Consider the following 26,084-nt stretch of genomic DNA (forward strand, 5'->3'; position numbering starts at 1 on the left):
TCTTAGATTAATTTAAGGATGAATTTATATGAAAAATTATCGTTCTGTAGAAGTAAAAATTTTAGGGAAAGATTACAAATACAAGGTTGATGAACCTGAAGAGATTATAAATGAAGTTTTACAAGATATAAAAACGGAAGTTGAATCGTATGCAAAAAAAATAGGAGGAGAAGAAGTAGATTATATTTTACTCCTAATACTTTTAAATGAAAAATTAAATAACATTAAAACAAAGAATGAAATATCGAATATAATAGAGAAATTTGGCGATACATTGAATAGCATTCTTAAATCATCAGACGCAGAAAAAAAAGAGGGAAAAAACAACAACATAAAATGGGGGTAACTAACTTCTCATTATGAAAATAGGCCTTTTTGATTCTGGAATAGGTGGACTAACTGTCTTGAAAAAAGTAATAAGGCAATACGGTAATCAAGAATACTTTTATTTAGCAGACAATTTGAATGTTCCTTATGGTTCAAAACCTATATCCTTTTTAAAAGAAAATTTAGTAAAAATTCTTAATTTTTTTAGTTCATTGAAAGTTGATATAGTTATATCAGCATGTAATACTACCGATTCCATAATAAAAATAACAAATTTTGACGTTAAATCTAATTATAATTTTATTTATATTAGTATAATAGAAAATGCTGTTAAAAAAATAGAAAAAACTGATTCGATTCTTTTATTAGCCACTGAGAACACTATCAATTTAGGAGCATACAAAAAGTTTCTCTTAGAAAAAGGTCTAAGTGACATAGAAGAAAAAGCTTGTCCTTTATTTGTTCCGCTTATTGAAGAAGGATATTGGAATGGTCAAATGGCTGATTCTGTGATGAGATTTTACTTACAAGATTCTAAAACAAAATACGACAAAATTATATTGGGATGTACTCATTATCCAATATTAGAAAAACAGTTAAAAAAATATACAAATAATAACATTGTTGATCCAGCAGATGGAATAACGGATTTTCTAAAAGAAAATACCCAAATAACGAAAGAAACCGGCAAAATAAAAGTGAATTATTATATAACAGGAAATGTAAAAAAGTTTCAAGACCTTTCTAAGAAATTTATGAAAGATGTTAAATATGATGCTTTTTTTGAGAAAATAAATTTATAGATACATAAGGAAGCTTGATATCTTGAAAGTAAAACCTATAGTTTTTTTAATAAGTGGATTATCTGGAGCGGGAAAAACTTTATTATTAAAATCTTTAGAGGACGAGGGATATTATACGGTTGATAATATCCCTCCTCATTTAATAGAACATTTTTTAAACATTTTATGTACTAGCGATGTAAAAAAGTTAGCAATAGTAAGTGATATAAGATGGAAAGCACCTCAAAAGTTGATTGAAGTTTTTAAAAAGGTTGAAATTTTAGCTAAATGTAGTATGGAAATTCATAAAGTATTTTTGAAAGCTGATAAGGCAGAATTGATTAATAGGTACAAAAAAACCAGAAGAAGTCACCCTTTAGGGTTGAAGTTAGAAGATGCTATAGATGAAGAAATAAAACTCATATCAGAAATAGAAAAGTATTGTGATATAACGTTAGATACTTCCTCTACAGAACCAACAGAATTTAAGAAAAGATTTTTTGAATTGATAAATCAAGATATTAAAAAACTTAACCTCAATATTATTAGTTTTGGATTTAAAAATGGTATTCCTCAAATATCAGATTATATATTTGATGTACGATATTTGCCTAATCCTTTTTATTTCCCTGAAATGTATGAACTGACAGGTTTAGATGAAAAGGTAGAAGAATATTTAGAAAAGTTTGAAGACACAAATGAAACTGTTCAAAAAATAACTGAGTTGGCAAAATTTGTTCAGGATAAATATTCTGAAAGTGGCCGTATGGAAGCATATTTTGGTATAGGATGTACTGGAGGACAGCATAGATCAGTTTATGTTGCTCAAAAAGTTTATGAAAATCTCAAAAATGAAGGAAGATTAGTAAGTATAAGCCATAGAGATATAGAAAAATAGCAAAATGTGGGTGAAAAGGAATTATGAAAAATATAGTAACAATTGGTGGTGGAACGGGATTAAGTCAAATATTAAGAGGATTAAAATGGTATAAAGATATAGACATTGTTTCTGTAGTTACAGTAACGGATGATGGAGGTAGTTCTGGAATAATAAGAGAAGATTTTAATATATTACCTCCAGGTGATTTAAGAAATAATATATTAGCTCTAGCAGAGAAAGAAACTCTTATGACAAAATTGCTTCAATATAGATTTAATGAAGGATTCTTGAAAAATCATAATCTTGGTAACATAATTCTGCTAGGATTAATTCGGATTAATGGTAACAATTTGCCATTAGCAATAAAAACATTATCAGACGCTTTAAAAATAAAGGGGAGAGTTTATCCTTCTTCTTTAGATTCTATAAAACTAGTCGCACAATTTGATGATGGAGAAATTGTATTTGGAGAAACTGCTATTGTTTCTAAGAATAAAAAAATAAAGAAAGTTTGGTTAGATGGGAATTCTGAAGCTTTTGAGGAAAGTATTCTTGCGATTCAAAATGCAGATATTATAGTATTTGGTCCTGGGAGTTTGTACACAAGTATAATCCCAAACATTTTAGTTGATGGAATTAGAAACGCCGTTAATCAAAGTAAGGCAAAAAAAATATACATCTCAAATATTATGACTCAACCAGGTGAGACAACTAAATACACTTTAAAAGATCATGTGTCTGAACTCGAAAATTATTTGGGAGAAAAAATGGATTATATTATAGCTAATAAATCAAAATTTACACCTGACATTATTGAAAGGTATTATAAAATGGGATCTGAGCCAGTATTATTAGATATGGAAGATGATGAAAGAGTATTACAAGAAGATCTAGTTTACCTCATTGACGATGAAGAACCAAAGGTTAGACACGATCCTAAAAAGACATCAGAGATGATTATGAAATGCGAGTGTTAAATAGTTTTTCTGAAAATTTGAAACTGTCTTTAGTTAATACAGAATATAATTCTCCCGAGGCGGAATTGTACGGTTTTTTTGTTGGTAGAGGGGAAATAGCTCATACAGAAAAAAACTCTATAAAAATTACCATTACTTCTTTAAACAGTTTTAAACGAGTATATAAATTATGCAAAAGTTTGTTTGGTAATAATTTAGAGGTTAAAATTGCTAACGAAAGAAGATTGAACTTGGGTGGAACGGGCACGATATATATTGATTATCAAATTATGAAAGAACGTTTAAATCCTTATGGTTTTGAATTAAATAAGAATAAATTCCCCGCTATATTAAAAAAGGATCCATTGATTTTTGGATCCTTTATTAAAGGTTTATTTTTATCATGTGGGTCTATTTCAGTTAAAGAATCATATCATTTAGAATTTAATTTGTCAATTTCCAACCATTTTAGAGAGGAATTTATTAAAACTTTTAATGAATTGTTAGGTGTACCTGCTAGATTTGTTAATAGAAACAAAGGATCTAAAGTTTATATAAAATCCAGAGAAGATATACTAAACATTCTAGAGATATTAAATGCTAAAGACAAAGTAAAAGAATTAAGCAATTTAATTGAAATTAGAGATTTGCGAAGTAATGTTACTAGAACGATAAATTTAATTTCTGCAAACTCAGAAAAAACGGCAAGAAGTTCTATAAAGCAAATTAACGATATACAAACCATAAAAGATAAGATTGGACTTGAAAGCCTTCCACATGATTTGAGAAGAATAGCTGAATTTAGGTTGGAAAACGAAGATGCAAGTATAAATTCCATGGCAGAATCGCTTTATATGAAAAAATCAACCTTATATAATAAATTAAAAAAGTTATCGAAGATTGCAGGATCTCTAGAAGGTAATTAACTCAAGAAAATTTTAGAAGTTAAGTTTTTAAAAGAGGGTGGTGGGTGCGTATGAAATGCCCTTATTGTGGGTACGAAGAAACCAAAGTTCTTGATTCAAGACCTGTTGGGAACAATACTTCCATTAGACGAAGAAGAGAATGTTTAAAATGTCAAGGTCGTTTTACTACATATGAAAGATATGAACAAAATAATATAAGAATAATAAAAAAAGATGGCAGAAGAGAACTTTATGATAGAAAAAAGATATTAAACGGTGTAATGAAGGCGTGTGAAAAAAGACCTGTTACTAATGAACAGATAGAAGAAATTATAGATAATATAGAAGAAAAAATAAGAAAAAGTGGTAAAAGTGAGATTGCTTCTTCTGAAATCGGAGACAAAGTCATGGAACAATTAAAATTAGTAGACCAAGTTGCATATGTTAGATTTGCTTCTGTTTACAAAGAGTTTAGAGATTTAGAAAGTTTTCTATCAGCAATTAAAGAACTAAAAAAAAATTGATTAATACGTCCCATTAATGGGAGGAGAGAATTAAAAGTGGCTGAGCAAGTTTATAAATTAACAAAAGAAGGTTATGAGAAGTTAAAAAGGGAAAGAGAAGAATTAAAGAAAAAGTTGATGGGTGAAATTGCGGAAAGGATAAAGGAAGCAAGAGAGTTAGGAGATCTTTCTGAAAATAGCGAATATGAAGAAGCAAAAAACGAACAAGGAATGATAGATTCTAGAATAAAAGAAATTGATTATATATTGGATAATGCAGAAGTTATAGAAGATGATGGGAATCACGATAATACTACAGTAAGTCTGGGGAAAAAAGTAAAAATAAAAGATTATAGATTAAATAGAGAACAAGAGTTTATGTTGGTAACTCCGCAAGAGGCAAATGTAGAAGAAAAAAAGATTAGTATAGATTCTCCTATAGGCAAAGCACTTTTGGGAAGAAGGATAGGTGAAGCTATTAATATAAAAACAGCAAGAGGAAGTACCAAAAAAATTGAAATTAAAGAAATCAGTTGAAGAAAAATAAAAAAATTTTCAAAGTAGGAGGAGCAGTATGGATCTACGAAATATTAGACTAAATCAAATTAAGCAAATGAAAGAAAAAGGATATGAAGCTTATAAGTATAAATTCCAAAAAGATTATTCTTCCCAAAAAATTAAAGAAATTTATGACAATAAAGTAGAAGCGGGGCAGCAACTACCAGAAGAAGTATTTAATTTTGCGGGAAGAATAATGAATGTACGGAAACATGGAAAATCCACTTTTATAGATTTAAAAGACGATTTTGGGCGAATACAAGCTTACGTTAGATTAGATCAGGTCGGGCAAGAAAGTTATGAATTTTTTAAAGAATATGTGGATTTAGGAGATTGGCTTGGAGTAAAAGCCTATCCCTTTAAAACTAGAACAGGTGAATTAACGCTCTTAGTTTTAGACTTAGAGCTCCTTTCAAAGGCGGTTAGACCCCTTCCAGAAAAATGGCATGGTTTAAAAGATAAGGAAGTTAGATACAGGCAAAGGTATGTAGACATGATTGCCAATGACAACGTTATTAATACCTTAAGAACACGTTTTTTAATAATCAAATATATAAGAGATTATTTAAACAGCAAAGGTTTCTTGGAAGTTGAGACACCCGTACTTCAAAACGTCATGGGGGGTGCTAATGCAAGACCCTTTATTACCCATTTGAATGTTTATGACATTGACATGTATTTAAGAATAGCTACAGAGCTTCATTTAAAAAGATTAGTTGTTGGTGGAATGGAAAAGGTATATGAAATAGGAAAAATATTTAGAAATGAAGGGGTTTCTAACAAACACAACCCTGAATTTACAAGCATAGAATTATACCAAGCATTTGCTGATTACAACGATATGATGGAATTGACAGAAAATCTTTTATACGAAATAACAAAAAAAGTCCACGGTAAGGCACAAGTTGTATATCAAGGTGAAGAGATTGATTTTACGCCTCCCTTTAAAAGAATAAAAATGAGAGAATTTATACAAGAAAACTTAGGAATCGATATTGTTGAAGCATCAGATGAAGATTTGAAACAATTTCTAAAAGAGAGAAATGAAGAAGTTGAAATAGAAGATAGATACCATTATTTGGATAAAATATGGGATTTGGTTGAAGATAAAATTGTTCAACCTACTTTTGTAATCGATTATCCTATTGAGTTATCTCCGCTTGCTAAAAGAAAGAAAAGCGATCCCAGATTGACAGAAAGGTTTGAGCTAATTGTAAAAGGAAGCGAGTTAGCTAATGCATTTTCTGAATTAAACGATCCCCAAGATCAATTTGAAAGATTTAAAAAACAGATGGAATTAAAGGAATTAGGTGATGAAGAAGCTCAGATGATGGATCTTGATTTCATAAGATCCTTAGAATATGGACTTCCGCCAACTGGTGGCTTAGGAATAGGAATCGACAGAGTATGTATGATTTTAACTAATACACAAACTATTAGAGATATTATCCCCTTTCCAATAGTAAAGCCGATATCTTTTGAAGATGAAGAAGCTATGTTAAAAGAAGAAGATGAAGAGTAAAAGAGGTAAAATATGTTTATCAAAGCTTTTGGAAAGGTTAATCTTTATTTGGATGTTTTAGCAAAAAGAGAAGATAATTACCATGAAATATTAACCCTCTTTCAATCTATCCCTGATTATGATGAAATTTATTTAGAATTTTCTGAAAAAGAAATATTTGAATCAGAACCCGAGTTACAAATCTCATGGAATAAGAATATTATAAAAAAAACGATAGATACTTTTAAAAAAGAGACTGGAATCATAGATTTTAATCTTAAAATTAAATTAATAAAAAATCTACCAATAGGTGGAGGAATAGGGGGAGGAAGTGCAGATGCTGCTGCGGTATTAAACTTCCTCTCTCAACATTTTAATGTATCTGAAGTTGATTTATTTGAAATTGCTGAAAAAATAGGGAGCGATGTACCTTTCCTTTTAAAAGGTGGAACAGCAATAGGAAGAGGTAAAGGGGAAATATTAGAATTTTTGCCTCCTTTAAAATTGAATATAGAACTATTTACTATGGGAATAAGTATAGATACTAAGAAAATGTATCAAAAAATAGATAAAAATTGGGAATACTTAGTACACCAAGGAGATCCTTATAAACTATACACTGCCTTGAAAAATAAGGACATTTTTATGATAAAAAAGAATGCATTTAATATATTTGAACAAGTTGTTTTTGATGAATATCCCCAAATTAAACAAAAAAAAGAAACACTTGAAAAAGATGGAAAAACTATTATTGCCATGATGTCTGGATCAGGTAGCACTATTTTTAGGGTGTGTTAATCAGTAATCTTTTTGTCAAGTTTATAAACAAAAGCAATAATTTCGGCAGCTATTTCATACAGCTCAGGTGGTATATTTTCATCTAAGTCTAATCCATAGAACTCTTCAACGGCCTCTTCGTTTTTTATTACTGGAATATGTTCTTTTTCAGCTATCTCCAAAATCTGTTTAGCAACTAAGTTTATTCCTTTAGCAACTACTTTTGGAGCTTCATCAACACCTTTTTTATACCTTAAAGCTACTGCCTTTTTTGAATCTGACATTTTTTTATCACTTCTTTAATTTTTTCTCTAAATATTCTTTCATGGTCTCTACTATATAATCCACATCTTTTCTACTTACCCAATAATTGGTAACAAATCTAAATTCCCCGTTTTCAGAAGGATTTATTTTGATACCTTTTTTCAAAAAGAATTGCTCAATATCTTGGGTGTCAATTTTTTCGTTGATTTTAAAAAATACCATATTTATATGAATATCTTCTAAATTAACAAATATTTCAGGTATTTGTGATAACTTTTCTCCCAAATATCTTGCATTTTCATGATCTTCCTTTAAGCGAAAACTCATCTTTTCTAAAGCAACTAATCCAGCTGCTGCCAAAAATCCTGCTTGTCTAAGTCCACCACCCATCAATTTTCTTTTTTTCTTTGCTTTTTCTATAAACTCTTTGCTTCCTGCAACCATAGAACCTACAGGGGCACAAAGGCCTTTGGAAAGGCAAAACATAACTGAATCACAGTATTGAGTTATTTCTTTTGGATCTACTTTTAAATATGTAGCGGCATTGAAGACTCTTGCTCCGTCTAAATGCACAGGAATACTTTTTTCATGAGCAATATAATATATTTCTTTCATATTCTCAAGAGGGATCACTTTACCGTTTGAATGAGCATTTTCAAGACATATTAAACCAGTGGATGGATAGTGCAGATCATCTTCACCACTTCTGATTTTTTGTTTAATTTCCATTGGCGACATAACTCCTTGGTTGCTGTTTACAGTTCTAAGTTGTACCCCTGCAATTACTGCTGCTGCTCCAACTTCATGAACTACTATGTGACAGTTATCATCTAGTATAACTTCGCTGCCTCTTTCACAATGCGTGAAAATAGATAACTGATTGCCAAAAGTTCCGCTTGGAACAAAAAGAGCATCTTCTTTTCCAACGACTTTAGCTGCATAATCTTCTAATTTTTTTATAGTTGGATCTTCATCATAAACGTCATCTCCAACCTCTGCTTTATAAATTGCTTCTCTCATTTCTTGAGTAGGTTGTGTAACTGTATCGCTTCTTACATCTATGAATCTCAATAAGAACACCTTCCCTTTCTCTAAGGAATATTTGTTTTTAATACTTTATTTTTTATGTATCTATTAATGACGTAGGAGAATGAAGTTAATATTATTACCGTTATCATAATTATAGCTCCTAATATTTGTAAAGTGGAAAAACTCTCACCCAAAAAAACAAAAGAAAATAAAGAGGCGAACACTGGCTCACCAATAAATATTAATACAGTTGAATTTGAACCAACTATCTTTTGATATTTTAATTGTAAAAAAGTTACTAAAATGGTTGCAAATATTGAGGTATATAAAGCTGTAATCCATATAGGATAACCTAAATTCCAGTTTGCATTAAAGGATAATGGTAAATAAATGATTGAAGCAATCAAAAACTGAAAAGCAAGTAGGGAACTTTCTTCATTTTTTCTGGAAAATTTAGTAATCAAAACTATATGAAGAGCAAAAAGAACTGCTCCTATAAAAGTTAAAAAATCTCCAAAGTTAAATCCAGAAAGGCCTCCAAAAAGCATATATGATCCTAAAAGAGACAAAGGAAAGCACAACCATTGTACAAGATTTGGTTTTTCTTTCTCTATTAAAAAAGAAATTAGAGGAGTAAAAGGTATATATAAAGAGGTAATAAACCCGCTTTTAGATGCATCGGTAAAGTTTATTCCATAAGTTTGTAACAAATGAGCAAACCCTAAAACAACACCCAGAATTGCTCCATATTTGACTGAATGTTTTCTCCAAATAACAAAAGATAAAATTGTTGCGATAGAAAATCTAATAAATAAATAAGGTAAAGTTTGGATATCAGTCAAAACAGCTTTGTGTAAAGGAAAAGTAGATCCCCATACAATTGTTATTAATAAAAGAGAAGAGAAAGCCTTAAACACCCAAATTCCTCCACTATCGATTTATAATAATCTATTATACCAAATCAAATTTGACAAAATTTAATAAAATCTAAACCAACCATAATTTTTTGTAGTATAATTGATTTAAGAAAAAGTTTGATCATTTATTCATGAGGAGGTTGATAGTCTTCAAATTAAAAAGTCCCACTTTTGGAGTCGTTGAATCAAATGATTTAAAAGAATTAATAAACGTGTTTGCTGAAAATAAAAAGTATAAAATATTAGTGGGGACAGACAGTCACGCAAAAAACAGTCATGTTTTATTTGCGACAGCTATTGTAATTTATAGGATAGGAAATGGTGGAACCTATTTTTATAATATTAAATACGAACAAAAACATTATGATATGTTTTCTCGGCTCATAAAAGAGGCTGAATTGAGTTTAAAGGTAGCAGAATTCTTAGAAAATTATTTGAATTTTAAAAAACCAGAAGTCCATCTTGATATTGGTTTAAATGGGAAATCAAAAGAAGTTTTTAATACAATCACTGGATACGTAAAAGGTTTAGGGTATGACTATAAAATAAAACCTGAATCTTTTGCTGCAACCAGTATAGCCCATTTATACACCAAATGAACTGCATATACTTTCACATAATTTGATAAAAAGTTATTTCTTCACTGATATTACTTTGAGTTTTTTAGGTAATATCTCAAAGTGCAAGGGAGAATGTCCTAAAGATTCCCCATCCACTTCTAAATATAATTTATCTCTCGATTCTATTTCTACGGTTTTTCCTATGAAAGTTTTAACGGCCTTGTGATTTATAAAAGAACCATCATATATTTTTTTTAAATTCTTTATTATTGAAAAAAAAGATATCTTGTCCACGGCAGTTATGTCAAATAGTCCGTCATCATAAATTGCATTGGGGGTAAACATCATTCCTCCACCACTATATTTACCTATTCCAACGTTTAAAGTTAATAACGCTCCTTCGTATACTATTTTATCATTTACTCTAATCTGTATATATGGGTCTTTAAAAGAAAATAAAGTTAAAAATAATATAAGAGAATAAGAAAGTTTACCAAAAAATCTTTTTTTACTTTTATTTGCTTTATATGTAACTTCTGCATCGAATCCCATTCCCGCAACATTTATAAAGTATCTAATTTTCTCACTCTTCTTTTGTGTATATGTAACTAACCCTACATCTTGAAGGATAAAATTTTCATTTTCTAACAATTTAATAATATCTTCTAAATTTTCTGGAATGCCAACGGTTTTTCTCCAATCGTTGCCTGAACCTGTTCCTATGGCTGTAACAGCGATTTCTGTTGTATCGACAAAATTTTGTTTCATAATAGCGTTAACTATTTCATTAACCGTTCCATCTCCTCCTACGGATAATATTTTTTTATATCCTTCCTTAATTCCATTCATTGATAAATAAAATCCATCATAGGGTTTTTTTGTAAAAGAGTAGTCAAAGGGAATTTTACTGGATTTTATCAGAGGATAAATTTTTTCAGACCAGATTTTTCTTGTTTTACCCCCTCCTGCTTGTGGATTGATTACAAATAATACTCTATCCCTATTCATAAGATTGTCTCCTCAAATGGTTTTCTTTTAAATTATCAGTAACCCCTCTTATTCTTATAAAAGAATATTCAAAGAATTCTTTGTCGACTTTACAAAAATAATACTTTTCTTCTTTATATCTATATCTTTTACAACCATTTCTACATAAATTGAACCATTCACAGTTATGACAATCATCAGGGGTCTTAAAACTGTCTTCCTCCAAATCGACTTATGATTACAGTATGAAACCTTGTATTTATTAAAAATTGGAGTATTGAGTTCAATTATTTACTGAAGTTAACACCGCAATAGTTTAAAAGGACATCAGTTAAGGTTTTTCACAGCTCTAATAATAGATTTTTCGACAGCTTCAGCAGCTAATTCTCCAATTATAGTTACATTACTTTCAATTTCTCCTGTTGATAAGCAAAATACAACGTCTCCATCGTACATAGTATGAACAGGTTTTATTGCTCTAGCCATACCATCGTGTGCTATTTGAGCAACCTTGTTGGCTTCTTCTTTGGTTAGTATAGCGTTTGTAGCAACTACTGATAAAGTAGTATTTTCGCCAGCATTCGCATTGACTGCGAATTTTTTCATATATTCATAAATGTTTATGAAGTTTTTATTTTTATCTAGTGCACCAGCTATAATTTTTCCATTTTCATAAACATCTCCTGTGGAATTTACTACTGTAATTGCACCAACAACTATGCCTTTTTCTAATTCTATAGAATAACTTCCTACGCCACCTTTCATAGCATATTGACTTCCCAAAGCTTTCCCAACCAAAGCTCCTGTTCCAACACCAATAGAACCTTCCTCAACAGGGTCAGAAGAAGCATTTTTTGCAGCTAAATAACCTGAGTTTTTATCAGGTCTTTTTAAGGGGTCTCCTATATCAAGATCGTATATAACTGCAGCAGGAACGATAGGAACTTTAATAGAATTGGTTTGAAATCCAACTTTGTTTTCTTCAAGATACTGCATAACACCACTTGCGGCATCAAGACCAAATGCACTTCCGCCAGTTAATAAAACTGCGTGTACTTTTTGAACAAGATTGATTGGCCTAAGCAAGTCAGTTTCTCTTGTTCCTGGAGCTGATCCTCTAACATCAACTCCTCCAACCGCTCCTTCCTCGTATAAAATCACAGTGCATCCCGTTAGGGATTGATTATCCGTATAATGCCCAACTTTTATTCCTGGAACTGCAGTTATCGTTTTATTCACATTTATCATTTCCTTTCAATACAATATTTAGGAATTAATTTACTTCACTATAATTAAAAATTTCAACAGGTTCTTTATAATCATCAAACCAATAAGCTTCGGGATTTCTTTTGAAAACAAAAAATTTTCTATAATTTTCTGGATTATGTGATCTATGATATCTAAAAATAATATTGTCTTTCGTCATTGCTGAAACCTCTATTTTTCCAGTTTCATGAGACATTACAAATCTAGGCCTTTTTGCAAGTCCTGAAATAGTTTCAAGAGCTTGTAAGAAGATTGAGTAACCTTTTTCAAGAGGTACAACGAAACCTTTATTTCCCATAACAGGTCTATTTTGAAACACATAATAAGGTGGAACACCTATAAAAGAAAGTTTTTTAAACAATTGACTTAATATTTTTGGATCATCATTTATTTTATGAAGAAGTGGTGTTTGGTTCGCAAGAATGGAGCCAGAATTTAATAGGAGGTTAATTCCTTTCACTGCTTCAGAAGTTATTTCATTTGGATGATTGAATTGAACAATAAAATACAATTTTTTCCCGTTTTTATTGTACTTTTTTATCATTTCAACAAAAGAAACATCGTTAAGAATTCTGTATGGATTAAAGGCAGGGATCTTGCTGCCGATTCTGATAATTTTTACGTGTTCAATTTTATAAATGGACTCAATAATTGACTCCAGTTTTTTTGTGGATAGCAATAAAGGGTCTCCACCTGTTAACAGAACATTTGTTATTTCTTCATGTTGTTTTATATACTCAATATCTTCTCCTATTTCTCTTGTTCTAACAACTTCCTTTCCTATATCCTTGAATAATCTTTTTCTAAAACAAAAACGGCAAAAACTACCGCAAACATCATTTACTAATAATAAGGCGGTATCTTTGTACTTATGTTGTAAACCTTTACTTATAGTATATGAATGCTCTTTAGAGGCATCTTCAAATCCCCATTCTTCAAGTTCTTCAATATTTGGTATTATGATTCTTCTTATAGGATCGTTTTTATCTTCCCAGTTAATTAAGCTTAAATAATATTCATTAGCTCTAAATTTATATTTCTCTTCGACTTTTTTTAATCTTTCTAGTTCTTCTTTAGGCATTTTTGATATTTTCTCTAATTTATTTATATACTCTGGATACAAGATGAACACTTCCTTTCTTTTTTAGCACTTTATTCCTAATTACTATCTAAAAAATATCTTTCTTTTAATTAAAGAAATTTTCTAAATAATGTTTCTATTTCATTTTTGAGTTTTTTCAATAAATAACCATAAATGTTAGAAAACAAGATATAAGCAATTATTATAATAGATAAAATCAATTTTTGAGTTGCTATATCTGGAAGAAGTTCTCCGAAAAAGATGTACATAATATAAAAATCTATTGCCGCAAATAAAGTGATAAAAGTATGCTTTAAAATTTTTTTGTTTATGTTTATAAATGAAATAATGGGAATAAAAAAGAGTAAAAAAATCCCAATTGCTTCAATAATAAAACCTGAAATAAATATTAAGAAAAATATAGATAATGAGAAAACCAAAGTATACCTTTGTGATAAAAAGAAATTTCCTAATGGCAGGAGTAAACTTATTACAGTGGGGGCTATTCTAAAATATCGTGAAACAAGGTAAAGAAGGAAAAAGAAAATTACTAAAAAAGCTGTATTAATTGTAGGATTTTTAATTCTAAAATTCATAAAAATCAAAACCAGTTACAAAGATCTCCACCACCGCATTCACACAGAGTGTCTAAACATACAGTGGCACCCAAGCATTGTAAACAGTTACCACATCCACTTCTTCCATAACTATAGTTTCCTGCCCTGAAAGTATCCAACCTTTTTCTAAAATTTTCATCTTCTTTATATTTTGAAAATAGGTTTTTGAATTCGCCCTTTTTTATTTTTTCTACTATAGTTTTCTGGCTTTCCATGTTTTTGTCCTCCAATTAATATTTTATTCATTTGATTCCTATGATAGATTAAAGAGAATGTAGCAAGTTTTTTAGCTAAGTGTTTATTATAAAGAGATATGCTTTCGACATTTTCAATGAGTTCCTTAGCACAAAGATCATAAGTAAAAAGCAATCTCTCTTTTTGATCGTTTTTTAAATTTTCAATCTTTTTGGTATTAAAAGATGTAGATATAGCATTAAATTTTCCCCTTTTAATATCTTTTTTAAAGTCATAAATACTATCCATTAGATAGATTAAATAAGCAGTAACTATCGGCATCGTTTCTGGATATTCTTGCTTAAAAAACCTTTTAAATAAAAGCTCCATAATTTTTTCGGAGGGTTTAGCATAGTCATCTATATCTAACTTATAATTTTCGATTTCTTGCTGTAATTGTATCAAATTTTGGTAAGCATCAATAAAATCAGAACTAAAATAGTCTACTAATTTTCTCTCAAATTTTATCAATATATGTTTTGGAACATTATTTTTTTCTAATTTGTAATCTAATAGTTTGCCATAAATAATTAAAAGATTTAAATATGAATAAGGTTTCATAAAAGAATTATTTAAAGGTTTTATTCTTTTTTTAAATCCAACATAAGGACATCTGATATCTTGAGGATGTTCAAAAGGGTTATTTAAAATCGAAAAGAATACAACCTCTTTTATAGTCGTTAATCTATGAATCTCCCCAAAATTTTCTTTTAAAGAATTACATAAACCACAATAATAATAAAGATAAGTATTTCTTTCTTCTTCGTTAGGTTTGAAATATAGAGAAATATATCCGTACATTATTATTACCCTCGTTCAATATAATTTAATAGACAACGAACGTATGATCTTTTGAGAAAACATTACCATGTGATTCCACTATAAACTGGATTTTATATCTACCAGATCTATCTAAAACTATAGATTTTGTGTTAGCTATATCAAATACTTTTGAAGTCCCTAATTCTGGAATATAAACCCTCATAATATCGGTATTCTCATAATTATATATTAATTTATCTTCATGAAATAATTTGAATACAATTTTAGAAATCTCAAAGGCTCTTTCTCTTTTCTTAGAGTTTCTTAGTAAACCTTCAAAAATAAGTTGATCGCCTCTATTTGCAGTTGAAATAGCATAGAGTATAAGATCAAGATCTTCAATATCTTGTTCGATAGAATCCACTATGTTTATAGTAGTTACATAACTTTGGTTTAAAGGATCAAAATTGAATACTAAATAATAAGTTCCTGGGTTTAAATTATAGCCGATTTTGAAATTTAATACGGTAGAAGATAATGGCTTAATACTCATCTTTCCATATGAAAAACTTTGTGAATAAATCTCAACATCTCTCTTTGTAATAATAAATTCTCCATTTAATTCACTTTCAAAAATTTGATTAGTTCTATTAATTAATAGTATATCTACAGTTGGAAACTCATCAGATAGGTAAAACATCTCTTTGTTTTGAATATCTAAGAATAAATCTTGATTATATTTGAAACTTTTGTTAAGATTAATATTTTGACCGTTTATAGTAAAAGTTGCTCTAGCTTCATAAACACCTTGATTTAATGCTTTAATCTCTTTTTCTCTTAATAAATCAAAGATCAAAATAGTTTGAAATGGGTTTATCGTAGTTTCAACAATATCAGGAAAAACAAAGCTATATATTATTTCGGCATTTTCTTTATTAATTATTAAAAAAGAAAAATTTTCAATCTTAATATGAGTTTCTTTATTATTTGTATTTTGTAAAATTACCTTAATATCTAAAACATTAGGATAATAATAATCCTCTTCTGCTTGCAAATAAACGTTTATTCCTTTTATAACTACATTATAAGGCAAATCTAATCTGGAATTTTCTCTACCTATAAAAATAAAAACTATTGTTAAAAGAGATAAAAAAATGATGATATAAAAAGTCCATCGTATTATTCTCTTTTTGGGTTTTTCTTTTGTTTCTTTTTCTTTTTTCCTAAGTTCATCATATTTTTCCCATTCTTCAGGGCTTTTGGAAAAATATCTCATATTGTCTCCTTTTTAAAGTGTGAAAAAGAACAATTTCGATTTTATATTATAGAAATTCACTCAAAAGAATCAAGATTAGTGTAATATTCTTCTTCAGAGATTAAATCCCTTTCTAGAAATTTCTTAAGAGTTGATAGAGGATCTATATAATTATTAGTATTTTTATATTTTCCTTTTAAATAATTTAGGCTTTTGTTCAAAGAAATATCTTTTTTTATACCTTGAGAAAAAATAACCCCTTCAAAAACTGTAACAAAACCTCTTTTACCAGTGTTATAGCACTTCGAACAACCAATTCCCTTGCAAAAAGGACAATTTTTTGGTATTAATCTTTGGTTCAAAATTAGATCTAGACTTTCAGAAATATTTTTAGGTTCAATTCCAAGTGTTTGTAATCTTTGAAGAACTAAAAAGGCATTTTTGGTATGCAAGGTTGAAAAAACTAAATGGCCTGTTACTGAAGACTCAAAAAGTAGCTTAGCAAAATTTTTCTCTCTTATTTCGCCTACAACTATTAAATCAGGATCTTGTCTCAGTATATACTTAAGTATATCTGATTTGTCCTCTTCATTTTTTGATACAATTTGTATAATTCCAGGATTAATATATTCAACAGGATTTTCTATACTATGAACTTTTTTTCCACTTTTAAAGAGATTTACCACGTACTGCATAGTAGTAGTTTTTCCACTACCAGTTGGTCCAGAAAAAATAAGAACTTTAGATTTCTGAGAAACCAATTTTTCAATATTATTAAGAATGAAAGAATCCATTTCAACATTTATCTCTTCAATATTTCTTAATTTTCTTAATACACAGCTAATTCCTTTAGAAGATTTTATGAAAGATACTCTATAATTTCTATTTTGATGGGAGAAGGAGCCATCAAGATTTTCAAAGTCCTTAACAATATCAAATCCACAATTTATAAGAAGATTATTTAGTAATATATCGTATTGATATATGCCCAATGCTTCTAACTCTATTAACTCTCCACAATATCTTGCCTTAACTATAGTTTTGTTAATTTGAGGTTCAAAATGAAAGTCCGTTATATTATCATCTTCATATTTTTTTAGAATATTTGATAAGATATTATCTTCTTCTAGAAAGCTATTGGGAGATTTGTTGTATAAAGAATAAAAATCATAATCATAGTTCTTTTTACTTTTAAGAAATTTCTTCACTATTCTCTTCTTCAACATGTTCTTGTAAATATTTATTTAATTTAGAAATTTCTTCTGCCACGACACTTTTACCGAATTGTCTGTATAAAGCAGGTTGTTCGTATAAATCCAAATAATTCTCTTCTCCTGGGAGTTTGTCATAACCAGAAGCTATTACCGTTACCTTAATAACTTCAGGAGGTAAATCTATTGAGGTTATTCCCATCTTTAACTTAGCATCGTCTATGGCATATGACCGTAAGATTTCATTAACAATTTTAACATCTTGAGTCGTCGGATTTTTTCCTGCAATATTTACCAATGCAGCGGTGGCATTTCTTACAGGGTCTTCTAAAATTTTACTATTTAAAGCTTTTCTAATAGCTTCTTCAGCTCTTTTTTCTCCCTTTGCCATCCCTATTCCTAACATCGCAGATCCTCTAATTCTTAAAACAGAGGCTACATCTGCGAAGTCTAGATTAATCATACCGGGTTTAGTGATCAAATCAGAAATTCCAGTTATAGCTTGAAGTAATATCTCATCTGCTTTTTCAAATGCTTTATCAATTGGAATATTTTCATCATTATCTATTAACTTATCGTTAGATATTTTAATTAGACTATCTACATATTTTTTAGTTTCTTGAAAACCTTTTAAAGCTATCCTTTCTTTAGTCGACCCTTCAAAGTGAAAAGGCATAGTAACTATCGCAACAGTTAAAATTCCCAGTTGTGTTGCTAAATCAGCAAGAACCGGTACGGCTCCTGTTCCCGTTCCTCCGCCTAAGCCGGCAGTTATAAAAAGAAGGTCAGTGTCTTTTAAGGCTTCTTTAAGTTCGTCCTGACTTTCCAATGCAGATTCCTTCCCAATGTCTGGGTCTCCTCCTGCTCCGAGTCCTCTTGTTAGTTCTTTTCCTAATTGTATTTTATTTGGGGCATCATTATTTTCCAAAACTTGCACATCAGTGTTGGCTGCTATTAGTTCAACATCGTCTATTCCTTTTTTTACCATCCTTTGAATAGCGTTGTTTCCTGCACCACCTACTCCAATGACTTTTATCTTATAGCTTGTTTTTCGTGTGAACAATTTATTTTGCTTATTGATTTCTTCGATTTCAAAGGGCATCTTCTTCACCTCCGGTGATTTTTCTAAAAAAAGTTTTAAAGGCACTAGAGCTTTTGCTTGTTGTTTTTTCTTTTTTATTCGAATTTGAAAGATGTTCTTTAGTGTTTTCATAATAAAGATCTTCTTCTAATAAATCAAGTCTGTATCTCTCAACAATACCAAAAACAGGTAAATAATCTGGATCTTTTCTTATTTCTTCAGGTATATTTCTAAAAGAATCTACGGAAACTAAAGAACTTTTTCTAAAATTCTCCCCCATGAGCTCTTTTATAGTGCTTTCAATATTTCTGATTTTAGATCCTCCACCAGTTATGACAATTCCACCTTGCAAAGCCCCTACCTCGAAGGTTCGTTCATACCCAATTTTAGAAAGTTCTCCATTCAATCTACTGACTATCTCTCTAAGACGGGCAAAAATAATTTTATTTAAAAGCGCTAAGGGAACATAGGAATAACCACTTCCAGTAAGCAATTGAAAATCCACTTTTTTCATTACTTTAGTATCTCGTGAACAGGAACCTTCTTCCATCAACAACCTGTGAGCTTCTCTTTCTGAAACTTTTAATATGTTAGATATATCTTTTAATACATATTTCATTCCATATGGGAAGGAATAGAACAATTTTGGAATACCGTCCTTGAATATAATTATTCTACAAGTACTGTATCCAAAGTCTAATACCGTCACTCCTACATTTCTATCATTAGGGGTAGTTACTATATAACTATTTGATAAAGTAGAGTCATATATTGGAATTTCAGAAGAATATACAACATCTTTTAGAACGTTTATTAATAAGGAAAAAGAGTTTTCTTCTACCCATACCACATTTAAAGTAGTTGTTAAAGATTTTTCAGCAAAAAAAGAAACAGGATTTTTTACAGTTTTTTCGTCGATATAGAATTTTACAAAATTGGAATCAAGGACAATTTTCCCTTCTGAGGTGTATTTTTTTATTACATTTTTCTTTATGTTTCTCAATTCTTTTTCTTTGATTTCTGTTCTTTGACTAAATTCAACGGTAAAATTTTCTTCTGTTATATTTAATGAATTCGTAGAATATCCAACAATTATTTCGGGATTTTTTAACTTTTTTTCGTATTCTTGCCTTAAATGTTCAATAAGTGTCGATATGGATTTACGCAGAGATTCCATATCTTGAATTTCACCATTTATAATTCCGTCAACAGGCATTTTATCCAGTGAAATAGGAGTTATACTTGAATTTTCGTCAACTTCAAAATGAATCGCTTTTAAGAAAAAGCTACCAATATCAATTGCAATTATATTTCTTTTTGACATTTTAAAGCCCCCGATCATCGATATTAAAAAGCTTTTCATTACTAATAAAATATTTCCCAGAATGTAACTGATCAAAATTCTTTATTGCTTTTAGGAAATCATTGGCATCAGGTAACCCCACATAATGGATATTTATGTTATTATAACAAATTATTTCTTTTTTTTGAAAATCCACTTTCATTACCAAACTTTCCCAATATATACTTTTTATAAAATTGAGTTCTTCATCTAAATGATTTTTTTCTTCTGAAAAGACTACTTCTATAAACTTCGGTTCAGGATAATCACTTATAAATATTATTGTATCATAAATATCATAATAATAGTATCTATTATCGTATTTTATATAATAAATACTTTGATTAATGTTTATTTTATCAACTTGACCAAAAATTTTTTGGTTGCTTGATTTATTAAATAGACCTAGTGAAAAAATGCTGTAGACGAATAAATAAAAATAAAAAAAACTCAACACGAACCGCTTGAACTCCACTAAATATCCAGCTCTTTCACCTTATTAGAATTTGCCTCAATAAATTCTCTTCTTACTGCGGGGTCATAACCCATTAAGATTTCTAGCATTTCTTCAGCCATTTCTAAATCTTCCATTTTTATTTTTACTAGCTTTCTAGTATTTCTATCCATAGTTGTTTCCCTTAATTGATCGGGGTTCATTTCACCTAAACCTTTATATCTCTGAAGTCGATATTTCTTATCAGAGTTTTCTTTTCTTACTTTTTCAAGTTCTTCATCAGAATAAAGATAAAAGTGCTGTTTACCCACCTCTAATCTGTATAAAGGAGGTTGGGCAATATAAACATGTCCTTCTTCTATAAGAAGTCGCATGTATTTATGAAATAATGTTAAAACAAGAGTTCTAATGTGAGCTCCGTCTACATCCGCATCTGTCATTATTATAATTTTCCCATATCTTAATTTAGAAAGATTAAATTCCTCACCAATTCCTGTCCCTAAGGCAGTAATAATATTAGAAATTTGTTCATTTTTTAAAAGTTTCAAAAAATCGGTTTTTTCTGCATTGAGTATTTTTCCTCTAAGTGGTAAAATAGCCTGATAGTTTCTGTCTCTAGCCTGTTTCGCATTACCCCCGGCTGAATCTCCTTCTACAATAAATAGTTCTGATTCATTTAAATCTTTTGAGGTACAATCTGCCAATTTTCCGGGTAATGTAGTACTTTCAAATATAGTTTTACGTTTAATATTCTCGCGTGCTTTCTTTGCAGCAATTCTCTTTTTATAAGATAAATATATTCTTTCAAAAATATTTTTTGCCTCTTTAATATTAGCATCGTAATATAAAGACAGTTTTTCGGAGGTAATTTGGTTTACAGCTTCTCTAGCTACTCTTGATCCAAGTCGCCCTTTTGTTTGGCCTTCAAAGACTGGATTTGGCATTTTAATATGAATTATTGACAATAATCCTTCCCGTACATCCTCACCACTAAAATTTTCATCTTTTTCTTTTAGAACGTTATACTTTCTTGCGTATTCATTAGATAATCTTGTTAATGCTTGTTTAAATCCCGATTCATGCTCTCCTCCGTCAACGGTTCTGATATTATTAACAAAGGAAATAATATTGCTATCTTCAGAATCTGTATAAACAAATTCTATTTCAACTTGAATTTCAGATTCATTTTTACTATGCTGGTAAGAACCATATAAATAAATAGGTTCTGAAATTGGGTTCATTTTTCTGCGTTTGAGAATATAGCTTATAAACTCTTTCAAACCACCTTGAAAATGAAATTCTTGTCTATAATCTCTTTTTTTATCCTCAAAAAATATTTTCAAATTAGGATTAAGAAAAGCAATTTCTTTTAACCGGTTTTCTATAAGTCTTGATTCAACAGTTATATCCCCATCATCAAATATTTCTTCATCAGGTAAGAATTTAACGCAGGTTCCCGACTTATTAGTTTCCCCAATAACAGTTACCTCCGTCTGCGGTATACCTTTAAGGTATTTTTGATAATAGATTTTACCATTTCTATATACTTTGACCTCCATATATTTTGATAGAGCATTTACAACGGAAGCCCCAACACCATGAAGTCCTCCACTAACTTTATAAGCTTTTTTATCGAATTTACCGCCTGCGTGAAGAGATGTCATAACCAATTCAAGAGTGTTTTTCTTTTCCGTTGGATGTATGTCTATCGGAATTCCTCTTCCATTATCTTCAATTTCTATCGAATTATCTTCGTTGAAAGTTACATTTATGACATCGCAGTAACCATTGACATGTTCATCAATAGCATTGTCAATTATTTCATAAACCATATGGTTCAGGCCAGACTTTCCGGTTGATCCTATGTACATCCCTGGCCTCAATCTAACAGGTTCTAACCCTTTTAACACTTTTATATCGTATCCAGAATATTCTTTTTGAACCATTCCAACACCTCCAGCTTTTCAAGGGACCAGCTTGATCTTTTTCACGATCTCTATTCCATACATTTTATTGATTTTTTCAATTAAGCTTCTTTCTCTAAACAAAATTTCTTGTTTTACATAATTGTTAGAGCAACTTAACTCTAAAATTCTCTCTTTCATTTGATAGTTTTTTATAATTACATGATTTGATAAATTCTCAGGCACACATAGTGGGAGAAATTCCTTCAATTTTGTTAATATATATATTTTTTGATAAATCTTACTATTTTCAGATAGATTTTTTAAAACATGTTCAAAATTTTGTTCCATAACAAATCAGTTATAATTAATTATCTTAATCTTCAATTTTTTCGGTTATAAAATCTTTCCAGTTATCGAGTATGGCTTCAGTAACGACTCCAGGAACAGTAAAGGTGAAATCAGGAAAGATTCTTCTAACAGGTACAATACCTCTTGAAGTATGAGTAAGAAAAACTTCTTCAGCTGACAAGACTTCCCATACTTCAACATTTTGTTTTTCTTCAATCTCCATAGATAGATCTTTAGATAACTGTATAACATCTTCTCTAGTAATACCAGGTAATACTCCAGAAGAAATATGAGGAGTAATTAAAATTCCTCCGCTTACATAAAAAATATTTGAATAAGTACCTTCAGAAACATATCCGAATTCATTTAAAATAATTGAGTCATAATAATAATCATATTTTTTATGAACATACTTAATTGACCCGTTCAAAGGTGTTTTAACATAATAGGGTACAATTGGAGAAAGAGGTTTTCTTTCTCTAGCAATATTTATAACTACCCCTTCTTCAATCAAGTCATCATTTACTATCAGATTTTCAACAAAACAATAAAATGATTTATATTTAGATGTAAAAGGAGTGATATAAATTTTATAACGATATTCTTTATAATCATGAATTTTTTTTGCCTGTTCCAAAACAGTTCTAATTTTATCAAGGGGTGGGAATTCAAGGCCCATAAAACCACATGAACGTTTAAGTCTTTCATAATGTCGTTTTAAATTATAAGGTAGACCAGAATAAGTTCTTAAAACTTCATATACAGAATACCCATTCACAAATCCTTCGTCATCTGCATTTACTAAAGGAAACTCAACCCATTCTTTTCCATTAAAAAACATGAGATACCACCCCTTTATTTTCTTCTGAAACAGATGAAATTTTGGTTTGAATAAATATTCCTTTTTTAATTTCGCTATTTTCATAGGCAATATTGTGAGGAATGTAATATTCATCATAACCAAAAAATCTTTTATTTAAAGATTGTTCAACAAGTACGGTTGTTATAGAATTAATCATTTTATTTAAATAGTTAAATTTGGATATTTCCGAGATTTCTCGAATCTTTTTTAAACGGTTTTTCTTTTCTTTTTCAGGTATTTGCTTATCCATTTTAGCAGCTAAAGTTCCTTCTCTAACAGAGTATCTGAAACCATGTACTTTTAGTATATCAAGATTTTTTATTGAATCCAACATTATTCTAAGGTCATCTTCATTTTCACCTGGAAATCCTATAATCAAATCACAAGTAATTGAAAATTTCGGGTCATTCTTTCTTAAATTTTCTATTGATTTGTAAATCATCTTTCTACTATAATTTCTTTTCATTAATTTTAACACTTTATCAGAAAAATGTTGAATTGATATGTGAGCATGTTTTTCAAAAATGGGATAAGCATTTAGAATATTTGATAATTCAATATTTATATCCTCAGGATATAAAGAAGTTAATCGAATCCTAATATTTTCACCTGAAAAAGTTTCACCAATATCTTTAAGAAGATCTGATAATTTATCTTCTTTATTAAAGCCATAATAACCCAAATTAGTGCCTGTTAAAACTATTTCCTTGTAGCCCTTAGCAATGAAACTTCTTATACTTTTTAAAATTTCTTCTTTCGGCAAACTAATTATCTTAAGTCCCCTTAAAAATCTAATTTTACAAAAAGAGCAAGAATTAATGCACCCCTCTTCAATTGGCAAAAAAACACGAGTTCTATCGCCATATGGTTCTTTTGGTAATAAAATTTCATAATTGGTGTCATTACGCCAGAAATAGTAATCTGAAAACACACCAATTTTGTCTAAAAAAGTGTGGATATTTTTTTTCTCATGATTACCTAAAACCAAGTCAGCTCCAGCTTCGCTTAATTGATATGGATTAGAAACAGCGTAACAACCAACAGCTATTATTTTTGAGTTTTTGTTAAGTCTTTTTATTCTTCTAATTATCTGTCTTGATTTTCTCTCTGCTTCGGAAGTTACAGCACAAGTGTTCAAAATATAAATATCACTTTCACCGTCTTTTTCTTCGAAAGTTATCTCAAAATTACCAGAAAGTTTATCTGCAATAGCTTGAGTTTCAGCTTGATTCATTTTACATCCCAAAGTTATTAAGGAAATTTTATTCTTCATTTTCTATCGCTCTATCTAATGATTTACTTAGAATATCGATTCTTCTAATAACTCCAACCAATTTTTCGTTGTTATCCACAACTGGCAAAATTTTCAATTTGTTTTTGATAATTATATCGGCAACATGCAAAACCGTATCGTTTTGGTACACTTTGTAAGGCTTTTTTATCATGAATTCAGATACTGGGTGGTCTAAGATCTTACGTAATCCATGAAAAAACTGTTGACTATCAGGTATAAAAGAAGTGCTTTCCATAAGCTTTAGATATCCGGGTAGAGAAGCATCGATAATTCCAGTTTCACTTAAATAACCAACTAACGTAAAATCACTCGATACAATGGGAAGAGCTGATAAATTATGTCTTTTACATACAGTTATAAAATTTTCTACTGTTTCGTCTTCCATCAATGAAGTTAAATCTCTTTCCATTATTTCTCTTGCCTTCAATAATTAACACCTCTTTGTTATTCTATTCTTTCTACAGTAAACCTTTTCAAACTTTTTTCTATTTGCGATAAATCACCAATCTTTTTTTCTATATAATCTGTTTTTGAAATAGCGCTTGCCATTCCAAATTTAGCTGCTTCAAAATAGTTAAAGCCGTTTTTTATTATATAATACAAAATACCGGACATAAAAGCGTCTCCAGCTCCAAAAAGGTGAGACAATTCTATTTGTTCATCTGGTTTAAATAACCATAAACCATCATTAGTTGCAACAATATCACCAAACACTTGATAGCTCATGATAACCAACCTAGCTCCGTATTCTATTATTTTATTAGAAACATCAATGTATTCTTCAAGACTGTCTAATTTTTTCCCAAATATTTCTGTTCTCCTTCTAAAATCAGGTTTAACCACAGTTGGACAGTTATTAATAACTGCTTCCTCAAAATATGGGCCAATTGATTCCATATATGTTGTTTTACCTCTTTTTTTCGCTTCAGAAAGTAGATCAGAATAAACACTAACATTTAATCCTTGTGGGATACTTCCCGATATAACCACATGTTCAGTTAAAGATAGTGAATTTTTATATCTTTTTAAGAAATGTTCATAATCATGATTTTTTATATAAGGTCCTTTGCTATTAATTGAAGTAATTAAGTTCTTGATAGGGTCAATGATTTCGATATTTTCTCTGCTTTCCTCTTCTGAATAAACAAAATTCATTGTAATATTCTCAAAGGAAGAAAGTTTACTTTGAATCATATTTCCTATAAAACCCCCTAGGAAACCAGTAGCAATTGATTTTAAATTTAAATCTGAAAGCATGATTGAAACGTTAATTCCCTTTCCACCCGCCTCCATTTTGGAGTTTGAAGGGTTTTCAATCCTATATAAATTTCCAACATCAAAATTTTCTATGATAACTTCTCTATCTAATGAAGGATTTAAAGTTACAGATAAAAAGTCATAATCCATCAATTCCACCTATCCTT

Annotated in this window: 32 protein-coding genes; 11 read left to right on the forward strand and 21 right to left on the reverse strand. The window is 29.6% G+C overall.

Going from position 1 to position 26,084, the window contains the following annotated elements; genetic code table 11:
• Nucleotides 1-28: 28 nt before the first annotated feature.
• From zapA to ispE, 9 genes are read left to right on the forward strand one after another with little or no spacing between them, the layout of a single operon-like run.
• A complete protein-coding gene (zapA, locus tag PW5551_RS00530; RefSeq protein WP_113073461.1) occupies nucleotides 29-346 on the forward strand; it encodes a cell division protein ZapA in 318 nt (105 codons plus the stop codon).
• 13 nt (nucleotides 347-359) lie between these two features.
• A complete protein-coding gene (gene murI / locus PW5551_RS00535) occupies nucleotides 360-1,130 on the forward strand; it encodes a glutamate racemase (protein ID WP_113073464.1) in 771 nt (256 codons plus the stop codon).
• A 22-nt stretch (nucleotides 1,131-1,152) separates the two neighbouring features.
• Nucleotides 1,153-2,007, forward strand: a complete 855-nt coding sequence (gene rapZ, locus PW5551_RS00540) for an RNase adapter RapZ (RefSeq protein ID WP_158526089.1) — start codon at nucleotides 1,153-1,155, stop codon at nucleotides 2,005-2,007.
• 23 nt (nucleotides 2,008-2,030) lie between these two features.
• The gene (gene yvcK, locus PW5551_RS00545; protein ID WP_113073471.1) at nucleotides 2,031-2,966 is read left to right on the forward strand and encodes a gluconeogenesis factor YvcK family protein; all 936 of its coding nucleotides are present in this window, start codon (nucleotides 2,031-2,033) and stop codon (nucleotides 2,964-2,966) included.
• Nucleotides 2,954-3,871 (forward strand): DNA-binding protein WhiA, encoded by a 918-nt coding sequence (gene whiA, locus PW5551_RS00550; protein ID WP_113073474.1) that lies wholly within the window; start codon nucleotides 2,954-2,956, stop codon nucleotides 3,869-3,871. The genes yvcK and whiA overlap by 13 nt, the downstream gene beginning before the upstream one ends.
• A 50-nt stretch (nucleotides 3,872-3,921) precedes the next feature.
• Complete coding sequence (gene nrdR / locus PW5551_RS00555) at nucleotides 3,922-4,374, forward strand: transcriptional regulator NrdR (protein WP_113073476.1); 453 nt, start codon at nucleotides 3,922-3,924, stop codon at nucleotides 4,372-4,374.
• A gap of 36 nt (nucleotides 4,375-4,410) precedes the next feature.
• Nucleotides 4,411-4,890 carry a transcription elongation factor GreA gene (gene greA, locus PW5551_RS00560; RefSeq protein WP_113073478.1) on the forward strand — a complete coding sequence of 160 codons (480 nt, stop codon included), beginning with the start codon at nucleotides 4,411-4,413 and terminating at the stop codon, nucleotides 4,888-4,890.
• A 37-nt stretch (nucleotides 4,891-4,927) separates the two neighbouring features.
• Nucleotides 4,928-6,433 carry a lysine--tRNA ligase gene (gene lysS, locus PW5551_RS00565; protein ID WP_113073480.1) on the forward strand — a complete coding sequence of 502 codons (1,506 nt, stop codon included), beginning with the start codon at nucleotides 4,928-4,930 and terminating at the stop codon, nucleotides 6,431-6,433.
• A gap of 12 nt (nucleotides 6,434-6,445) precedes the next feature.
• Entirely contained in the window at nucleotides 6,446-7,210 is a 765-nt protein-coding gene (gene ispE, locus PW5551_RS00570; protein WP_113073482.1) for a 4-(cytidine 5'-diphospho)-2-C-methyl-D-erythritol kinase, read from the forward strand.
• Here ispE and PW5551_RS00575 read toward each other — a convergent pair.
• The 3 genes from PW5551_RS00575 to PW5551_RS00585 are packed head-to-tail and all read right to left on the reverse strand — an operon-like array spanning nucleotide 7,207 to nucleotide 9,399.
• The gene (locus PW5551_RS00575; protein WP_113073484.1) at nucleotides 7,207-7,473 is read right to left on the reverse strand and encodes an EscU/YscU/HrcU family type III secretion system export apparatus switch protein; all 267 of its coding nucleotides are present in this window, start codon (nucleotides 7,471-7,473) and stop codon (nucleotides 7,207-7,209) included. The two genes, ispE and PW5551_RS00575, sit on opposite strands and share 4 nt — an antisense overlap.
• 7 nt (nucleotides 7,474-7,480) lie before the next feature.
• Nucleotides 7,481-8,524 (reverse strand): low-specificity L-threonine aldolase, encoded by a 1,044-nt coding sequence (gene ltaE, locus PW5551_RS00580; protein ID WP_113073486.1) that lies wholly within the window; start codon nucleotides 8,522-8,524, stop codon nucleotides 7,481-7,483.
• 20 nt (nucleotides 8,525-8,544) lie between these two features.
• Nucleotides 8,545-9,399, reverse strand: coding sequence for a DMT family transporter (locus tag PW5551_RS00585; protein ID WP_233488376.1), 855 nt, complete (start codon nucleotides 9,397-9,399; stop codon nucleotides 8,545-8,547).
• A 140-nt stretch (nucleotides 9,400-9,539) separates the two neighbouring features.
• Here PW5551_RS00585 and PW5551_RS00590 point away from each other — a divergent pair, with 140 nt between their 5' ends.
• Nucleotides 9,540-9,998, forward strand: a complete 459-nt coding sequence (locus tag PW5551_RS00590; RefSeq protein WP_233488377.1) for a ribonuclease H-like YkuK family protein — start codon at nucleotides 9,540-9,542, stop codon at nucleotides 9,996-9,998.
• 33 nt (nucleotides 9,999-10,031) lie between these two features.
• Here the strand turns inward: PW5551_RS00590 and PW5551_RS00595 are convergent, their stop codons facing one another.
• The 5 genes from PW5551_RS00595 to PW5551_RS10375 form a co-directional block, all read right to left on the reverse strand.
• Nucleotides 10,032-10,967 carry a diacylglycerol kinase family protein gene (locus PW5551_RS00595; protein WP_113073492.1) on the reverse strand — a complete coding sequence of 312 codons (936 nt, stop codon included), beginning with the start codon at nucleotides 10,965-10,967 and terminating at the stop codon, nucleotides 10,032-10,034.
• The gene (locus PW5551_RS10370) at nucleotides 10,960-11,172 is read right to left on the reverse strand and encodes a hypothetical protein (RefSeq protein WP_146738308.1); all 213 of its coding nucleotides are present in this window, start codon (nucleotides 11,170-11,172) and stop codon (nucleotides 10,960-10,962) included. Before PW5551_RS10370 ends, PW5551_RS00595 begins: the two co-directional genes overlap by 8 nt.
• Before the next feature lie 101 nt (nucleotides 11,173-11,273).
• Nucleotides 11,274-12,194, reverse strand: a complete 921-nt coding sequence (locus PW5551_RS00600; RefSeq protein WP_370445884.1) for a P1 family peptidase — start codon at nucleotides 12,192-12,194, stop codon at nucleotides 11,274-11,276.
• Nucleotides 12,195-12,219: 25 nt separating this feature from the next.
• Nucleotides 12,220-13,293 carry a KamA family radical SAM protein gene (locus tag PW5551_RS00605; protein WP_233488378.1) on the reverse strand — a complete coding sequence of 358 codons (1,074 nt, stop codon included), beginning with the start codon at nucleotides 13,291-13,293 and terminating at the stop codon, nucleotides 12,220-12,222.
• A gap of 110 nt (nucleotides 13,294-13,403) precedes the next feature.
• Nucleotides 13,404-13,562, reverse strand: a complete 159-nt coding sequence (locus PW5551_RS10375) for a hypothetical protein (protein ID WP_233488379.1) — start codon at nucleotides 13,560-13,562, stop codon at nucleotides 13,404-13,406.
• A 61-nt stretch (nucleotides 13,563-13,623) separates the two neighbouring features.
• On the opposite strand from PW5551_RS10375, the gene PW5551_RS10380 reads away from it, so the two are divergent.
• Nucleotides 13,624-13,824 carry a hypothetical protein gene (locus tag PW5551_RS10380; protein ID WP_146738309.1) on the forward strand — a complete coding sequence of 67 codons (201 nt, stop codon included), beginning with the start codon at nucleotides 13,624-13,626 and terminating at the stop codon, nucleotides 13,822-13,824.
• Between the two features lie 70 nt (nucleotides 13,825-13,894).
• Here PW5551_RS10380 and PW5551_RS10385 read toward each other — a convergent pair whose 3' ends face one another.
• From PW5551_RS10385 to PW5551_RS00675, 13 genes are read right to left on the reverse strand one after another with little or no spacing between them, the layout of a single operon-like run.
• Nucleotides 13,895-14,125, reverse strand: a complete 231-nt coding sequence (locus tag PW5551_RS10385) for a hypothetical protein (protein WP_113073500.1) — start codon at nucleotides 14,123-14,125, stop codon at nucleotides 13,895-13,897.
• Nucleotides 14,055-14,945, reverse strand: coding sequence for a DUF5685 family protein (locus PW5551_RS00620; protein ID WP_113073502.1), 891 nt, complete (start codon nucleotides 14,943-14,945; stop codon nucleotides 14,055-14,057). The genes PW5551_RS10385 and PW5551_RS00620 overlap by 71 nt, the downstream gene beginning before the upstream one ends.
• A 25-nt stretch (nucleotides 14,946-14,970) precedes the next feature.
• Nucleotides 14,971-16,182, reverse strand: coding sequence for a hypothetical protein (locus PW5551_RS00625; RefSeq protein WP_113073504.1), 1,212 nt, complete (start codon nucleotides 16,180-16,182; stop codon nucleotides 14,971-14,973).
• Between the two features lie 56 nt (nucleotides 16,183-16,238).
• Nucleotides 16,239-17,369: a GspE/PulE family protein gene (locus PW5551_RS00630; protein ID WP_158526090.1), complete on the reverse strand. Its 1,131-nt coding sequence runs from the start codon at nucleotides 17,367-17,369 to the stop codon at nucleotides 16,239-16,241.
• Nucleotides 17,353-18,474 (reverse strand): cell division protein FtsZ, encoded by a 1,122-nt coding sequence (ftsZ, locus tag PW5551_RS00635; protein WP_113073508.1) that lies wholly within the window; start codon nucleotides 18,472-18,474, stop codon nucleotides 17,353-17,355. Before ftsZ ends, PW5551_RS00630 begins: the two co-directional genes overlap by 17 nt.
• Nucleotides 18,464-19,777: a cell division protein FtsA gene (locus PW5551_RS00640; protein WP_158526091.1), complete on the reverse strand. Its 1,314-nt coding sequence runs from the start codon at nucleotides 19,775-19,777 to the stop codon at nucleotides 18,464-18,466. Before PW5551_RS00640 ends, ftsZ begins: the two co-directional genes overlap by 11 nt.
• Before the next feature lies 1 nt (nucleotide 19,778).
• Entirely contained in the window at nucleotides 19,779-20,249 is a 471-nt protein-coding gene (locus PW5551_RS00645; RefSeq protein WP_233488380.1) for a hypothetical protein, read from the reverse strand.
• 20 nt (nucleotides 20,250-20,269) lie between these two features.
• Nucleotides 20,270-22,195 carry a type IIA DNA topoisomerase subunit B gene (locus PW5551_RS00650; protein ID WP_113073514.1) on the reverse strand — a complete coding sequence of 642 codons (1,926 nt, stop codon included), beginning with the start codon at nucleotides 22,193-22,195 and terminating at the stop codon, nucleotides 20,270-20,272.
• Nucleotides 22,196-22,213: 18 nt separating this feature from the next.
• The gene (locus PW5551_RS00655) at nucleotides 22,214-22,504 is read right to left on the reverse strand and encodes a DciA family protein (protein ID WP_113073516.1); all 291 of its coding nucleotides are present in this window, start codon (nucleotides 22,502-22,504) and stop codon (nucleotides 22,214-22,216) included.
• A 25-nt stretch (nucleotides 22,505-22,529) separates the two neighbouring features.
• Complete coding sequence (locus PW5551_RS00660; protein WP_113073518.1) at nucleotides 22,530-23,345, reverse strand: aminotransferase class IV; 816 nt, start codon at nucleotides 23,343-23,345, stop codon at nucleotides 22,530-22,532.
• Complete coding sequence (gene mtaB / locus PW5551_RS00665) at nucleotides 23,335-24,639, reverse strand: tRNA (N(6)-L-threonylcarbamoyladenosine(37)-C(2))-methylthiotransferase MtaB (RefSeq protein ID WP_113073520.1); 1,305 nt, start codon at nucleotides 24,637-24,639, stop codon at nucleotides 23,335-23,337. The genes PW5551_RS00660 and mtaB overlap by 11 nt, the downstream gene beginning before the upstream one ends.
• Nucleotides 24,629-25,087: an HPP family protein gene (locus PW5551_RS00670; RefSeq protein WP_113073522.1), complete on the reverse strand. Its 459-nt coding sequence runs from the start codon at nucleotides 25,085-25,087 to the stop codon at nucleotides 24,629-24,631. Before PW5551_RS00670 ends, mtaB begins: the two co-directional genes overlap by 11 nt.
• Before the next feature lie 17 nt (nucleotides 25,088-25,104).
• Entirely contained in the window at nucleotides 25,105-26,067 is a 963-nt protein-coding gene (locus tag PW5551_RS00675; RefSeq protein WP_113073524.1) for a 1-phosphofructokinase family hexose kinase, read from the reverse strand.
• Nucleotides 26,068-26,084: the final 17 nt, after the last annotated feature.

The organism is Petrotoga sp. 9PW.55.5.1, from assembly GCF_003265365.1.
Classification (GTDB): Bacteria; Thermotogota; Thermotogae; order Petrotogales; family Petrotogaceae; genus Petrotoga.

What these genes read in the sequence shown, in the direction of transcription:
- zapA (WP_113073461.1), top strand. Translation starts at nt 29, where the DNA reads ATGAAAAATTATCGTTCTGTAGAAGTAAAAATTTTAGGGAAAGATTAC.
- murI (WP_113073464.1), top strand. Translation starts at nt 360, where the DNA reads ATGAAAATAGGCCTTTTTGATTCTGGAATAGGTGGACTAACTGTCTTG.
- yvcK (WP_113073471.1), top strand. Translation starts at nt 2,031, where the DNA reads ATGAAAAATATAGTAACAATTGGTGGTGGAACGGGATTAAGTCAAATA.
- whiA (WP_113073474.1), top strand. Translation starts at nt 2,954, where the DNA reads ATGCGAGTGTTAAATAGTTTTTCTGAAAATTTGAAACTGTCTTTAGTT.
- nrdR (WP_113073476.1), top strand. Translation starts at nt 3,922, where the DNA reads ATGAAATGCCCTTATTGTGGGTACGAAGAAACCAAAGTTCTTGATTCA.
- lysS (WP_113073480.1), top strand. Translation starts at nt 4,928, where the DNA reads ATGGATCTACGAAATATTAGACTAAATCAAATTAAGCAAATGAAAGAA.
- ispE (WP_113073482.1), top strand. Translation starts at nt 6,446, where the DNA reads ATGTTTATCAAAGCTTTTGGAAAGGTTAATCTTTATTTGGATGTTTTA.
- PW5551_RS00575 (WP_113073484.1), bottom strand. Translation starts at nt 7,473, where the DNA reads ATGTCAGATTCAAAAAAGGCAGTAGCTTTAAGGTATAAAAAAGGTGTT.
- PW5551_RS00595 (WP_113073492.1), bottom strand. Translation starts at nt 10,967, where the DNA reads ATGAATAGGGATAGAGTATTATTTGTAATCAATCCACAAGCAGGAGGG.
- PW5551_RS00600 (WP_370445884.1), bottom strand. Translation starts at nt 12,194, where the DNA reads ATGATAAATGTGAATAAAACGATAACTGCAGTTCCAGGAATAAAAGTT.
- PW5551_RS00605 (WP_233488378.1), bottom strand. Translation starts at nt 13,293, where the DNA reads ATGCCTAAAGAAGAACTAGAAAGATTAAAAAAAGTCGAAGAGAAATAT.
- PW5551_RS10375 (WP_233488379.1), bottom strand. Translation starts at nt 13,562, where the DNA reads ATGTACATCTTTTTCGGAGAACTTCTTCCAGATATAGCAACTCAAAAA.
- PW5551_RS10380 (WP_146738309.1), top strand. Translation starts at nt 13,624, where the DNA reads ATGTTTATAAATGAAATAATGGGAATAAAAAAGAGTAAAAAAATCCCA.
- PW5551_RS10385 (WP_113073500.1), bottom strand. Translation starts at nt 14,125, where the DNA reads ATGGAAAGCCAGAAAACTATAGTAGAAAAAATAAAAAAGGGCGAATTC.
- PW5551_RS00620 (WP_113073502.1), bottom strand. Translation starts at nt 14,945, where the DNA reads ATGTACGGATATATTTCTCTATATTTCAAACCTAACGAAGAAGAAAGA.
- PW5551_RS00625 (WP_113073504.1), bottom strand. Translation starts at nt 16,182, where the DNA reads ATGAGATATTTTTCCAAAAGCCCTGAAGAATGGGAAAAATATGATGAA.
- ftsZ (WP_113073508.1), bottom strand. Translation starts at nt 18,474, where the DNA reads ATGCCCTTTGAAATCGAAGAAATCAATAAGCAAAATAAATTGTTCACA.
- PW5551_RS00640 (WP_158526091.1), bottom strand. Translation starts at nt 19,777, where the DNA reads ATGTCAAAAAGAAATATAATTGCAATTGATATTGGTAGCTTTTTCTTA.
- PW5551_RS00650 (WP_113073514.1), bottom strand. Translation starts at nt 22,195, where the DNA reads ATGGTTCAAAAAGAATATTCTGGATACGATATAAAAGTGTTAAAAGGG.
- PW5551_RS00655 (WP_113073516.1), bottom strand. Translation starts at nt 22,504, where the DNA reads ATGGAACAAAATTTTGAACATGTTTTAAAAAATCTATCTGAAAATAGT.
- PW5551_RS00660 (WP_113073518.1), bottom strand. Translation starts at nt 23,345, where the DNA reads ATGTTTTTTAATGGAAAAGAATGGGTTGAGTTTCCTTTAGTAAATGCA.
- mtaB (WP_113073520.1), bottom strand. Translation starts at nt 24,639, where the DNA reads ATGAAGAATAAAATTTCCTTAATAACTTTGGGATGTAAAATGAATCAA.
- PW5551_RS00675 (WP_113073524.1), bottom strand. Translation starts at nt 26,067, where the DNA reads ATGGATTATGACTTTTTATCTGTAACTTTAAATCCTTCATTAGATAGA.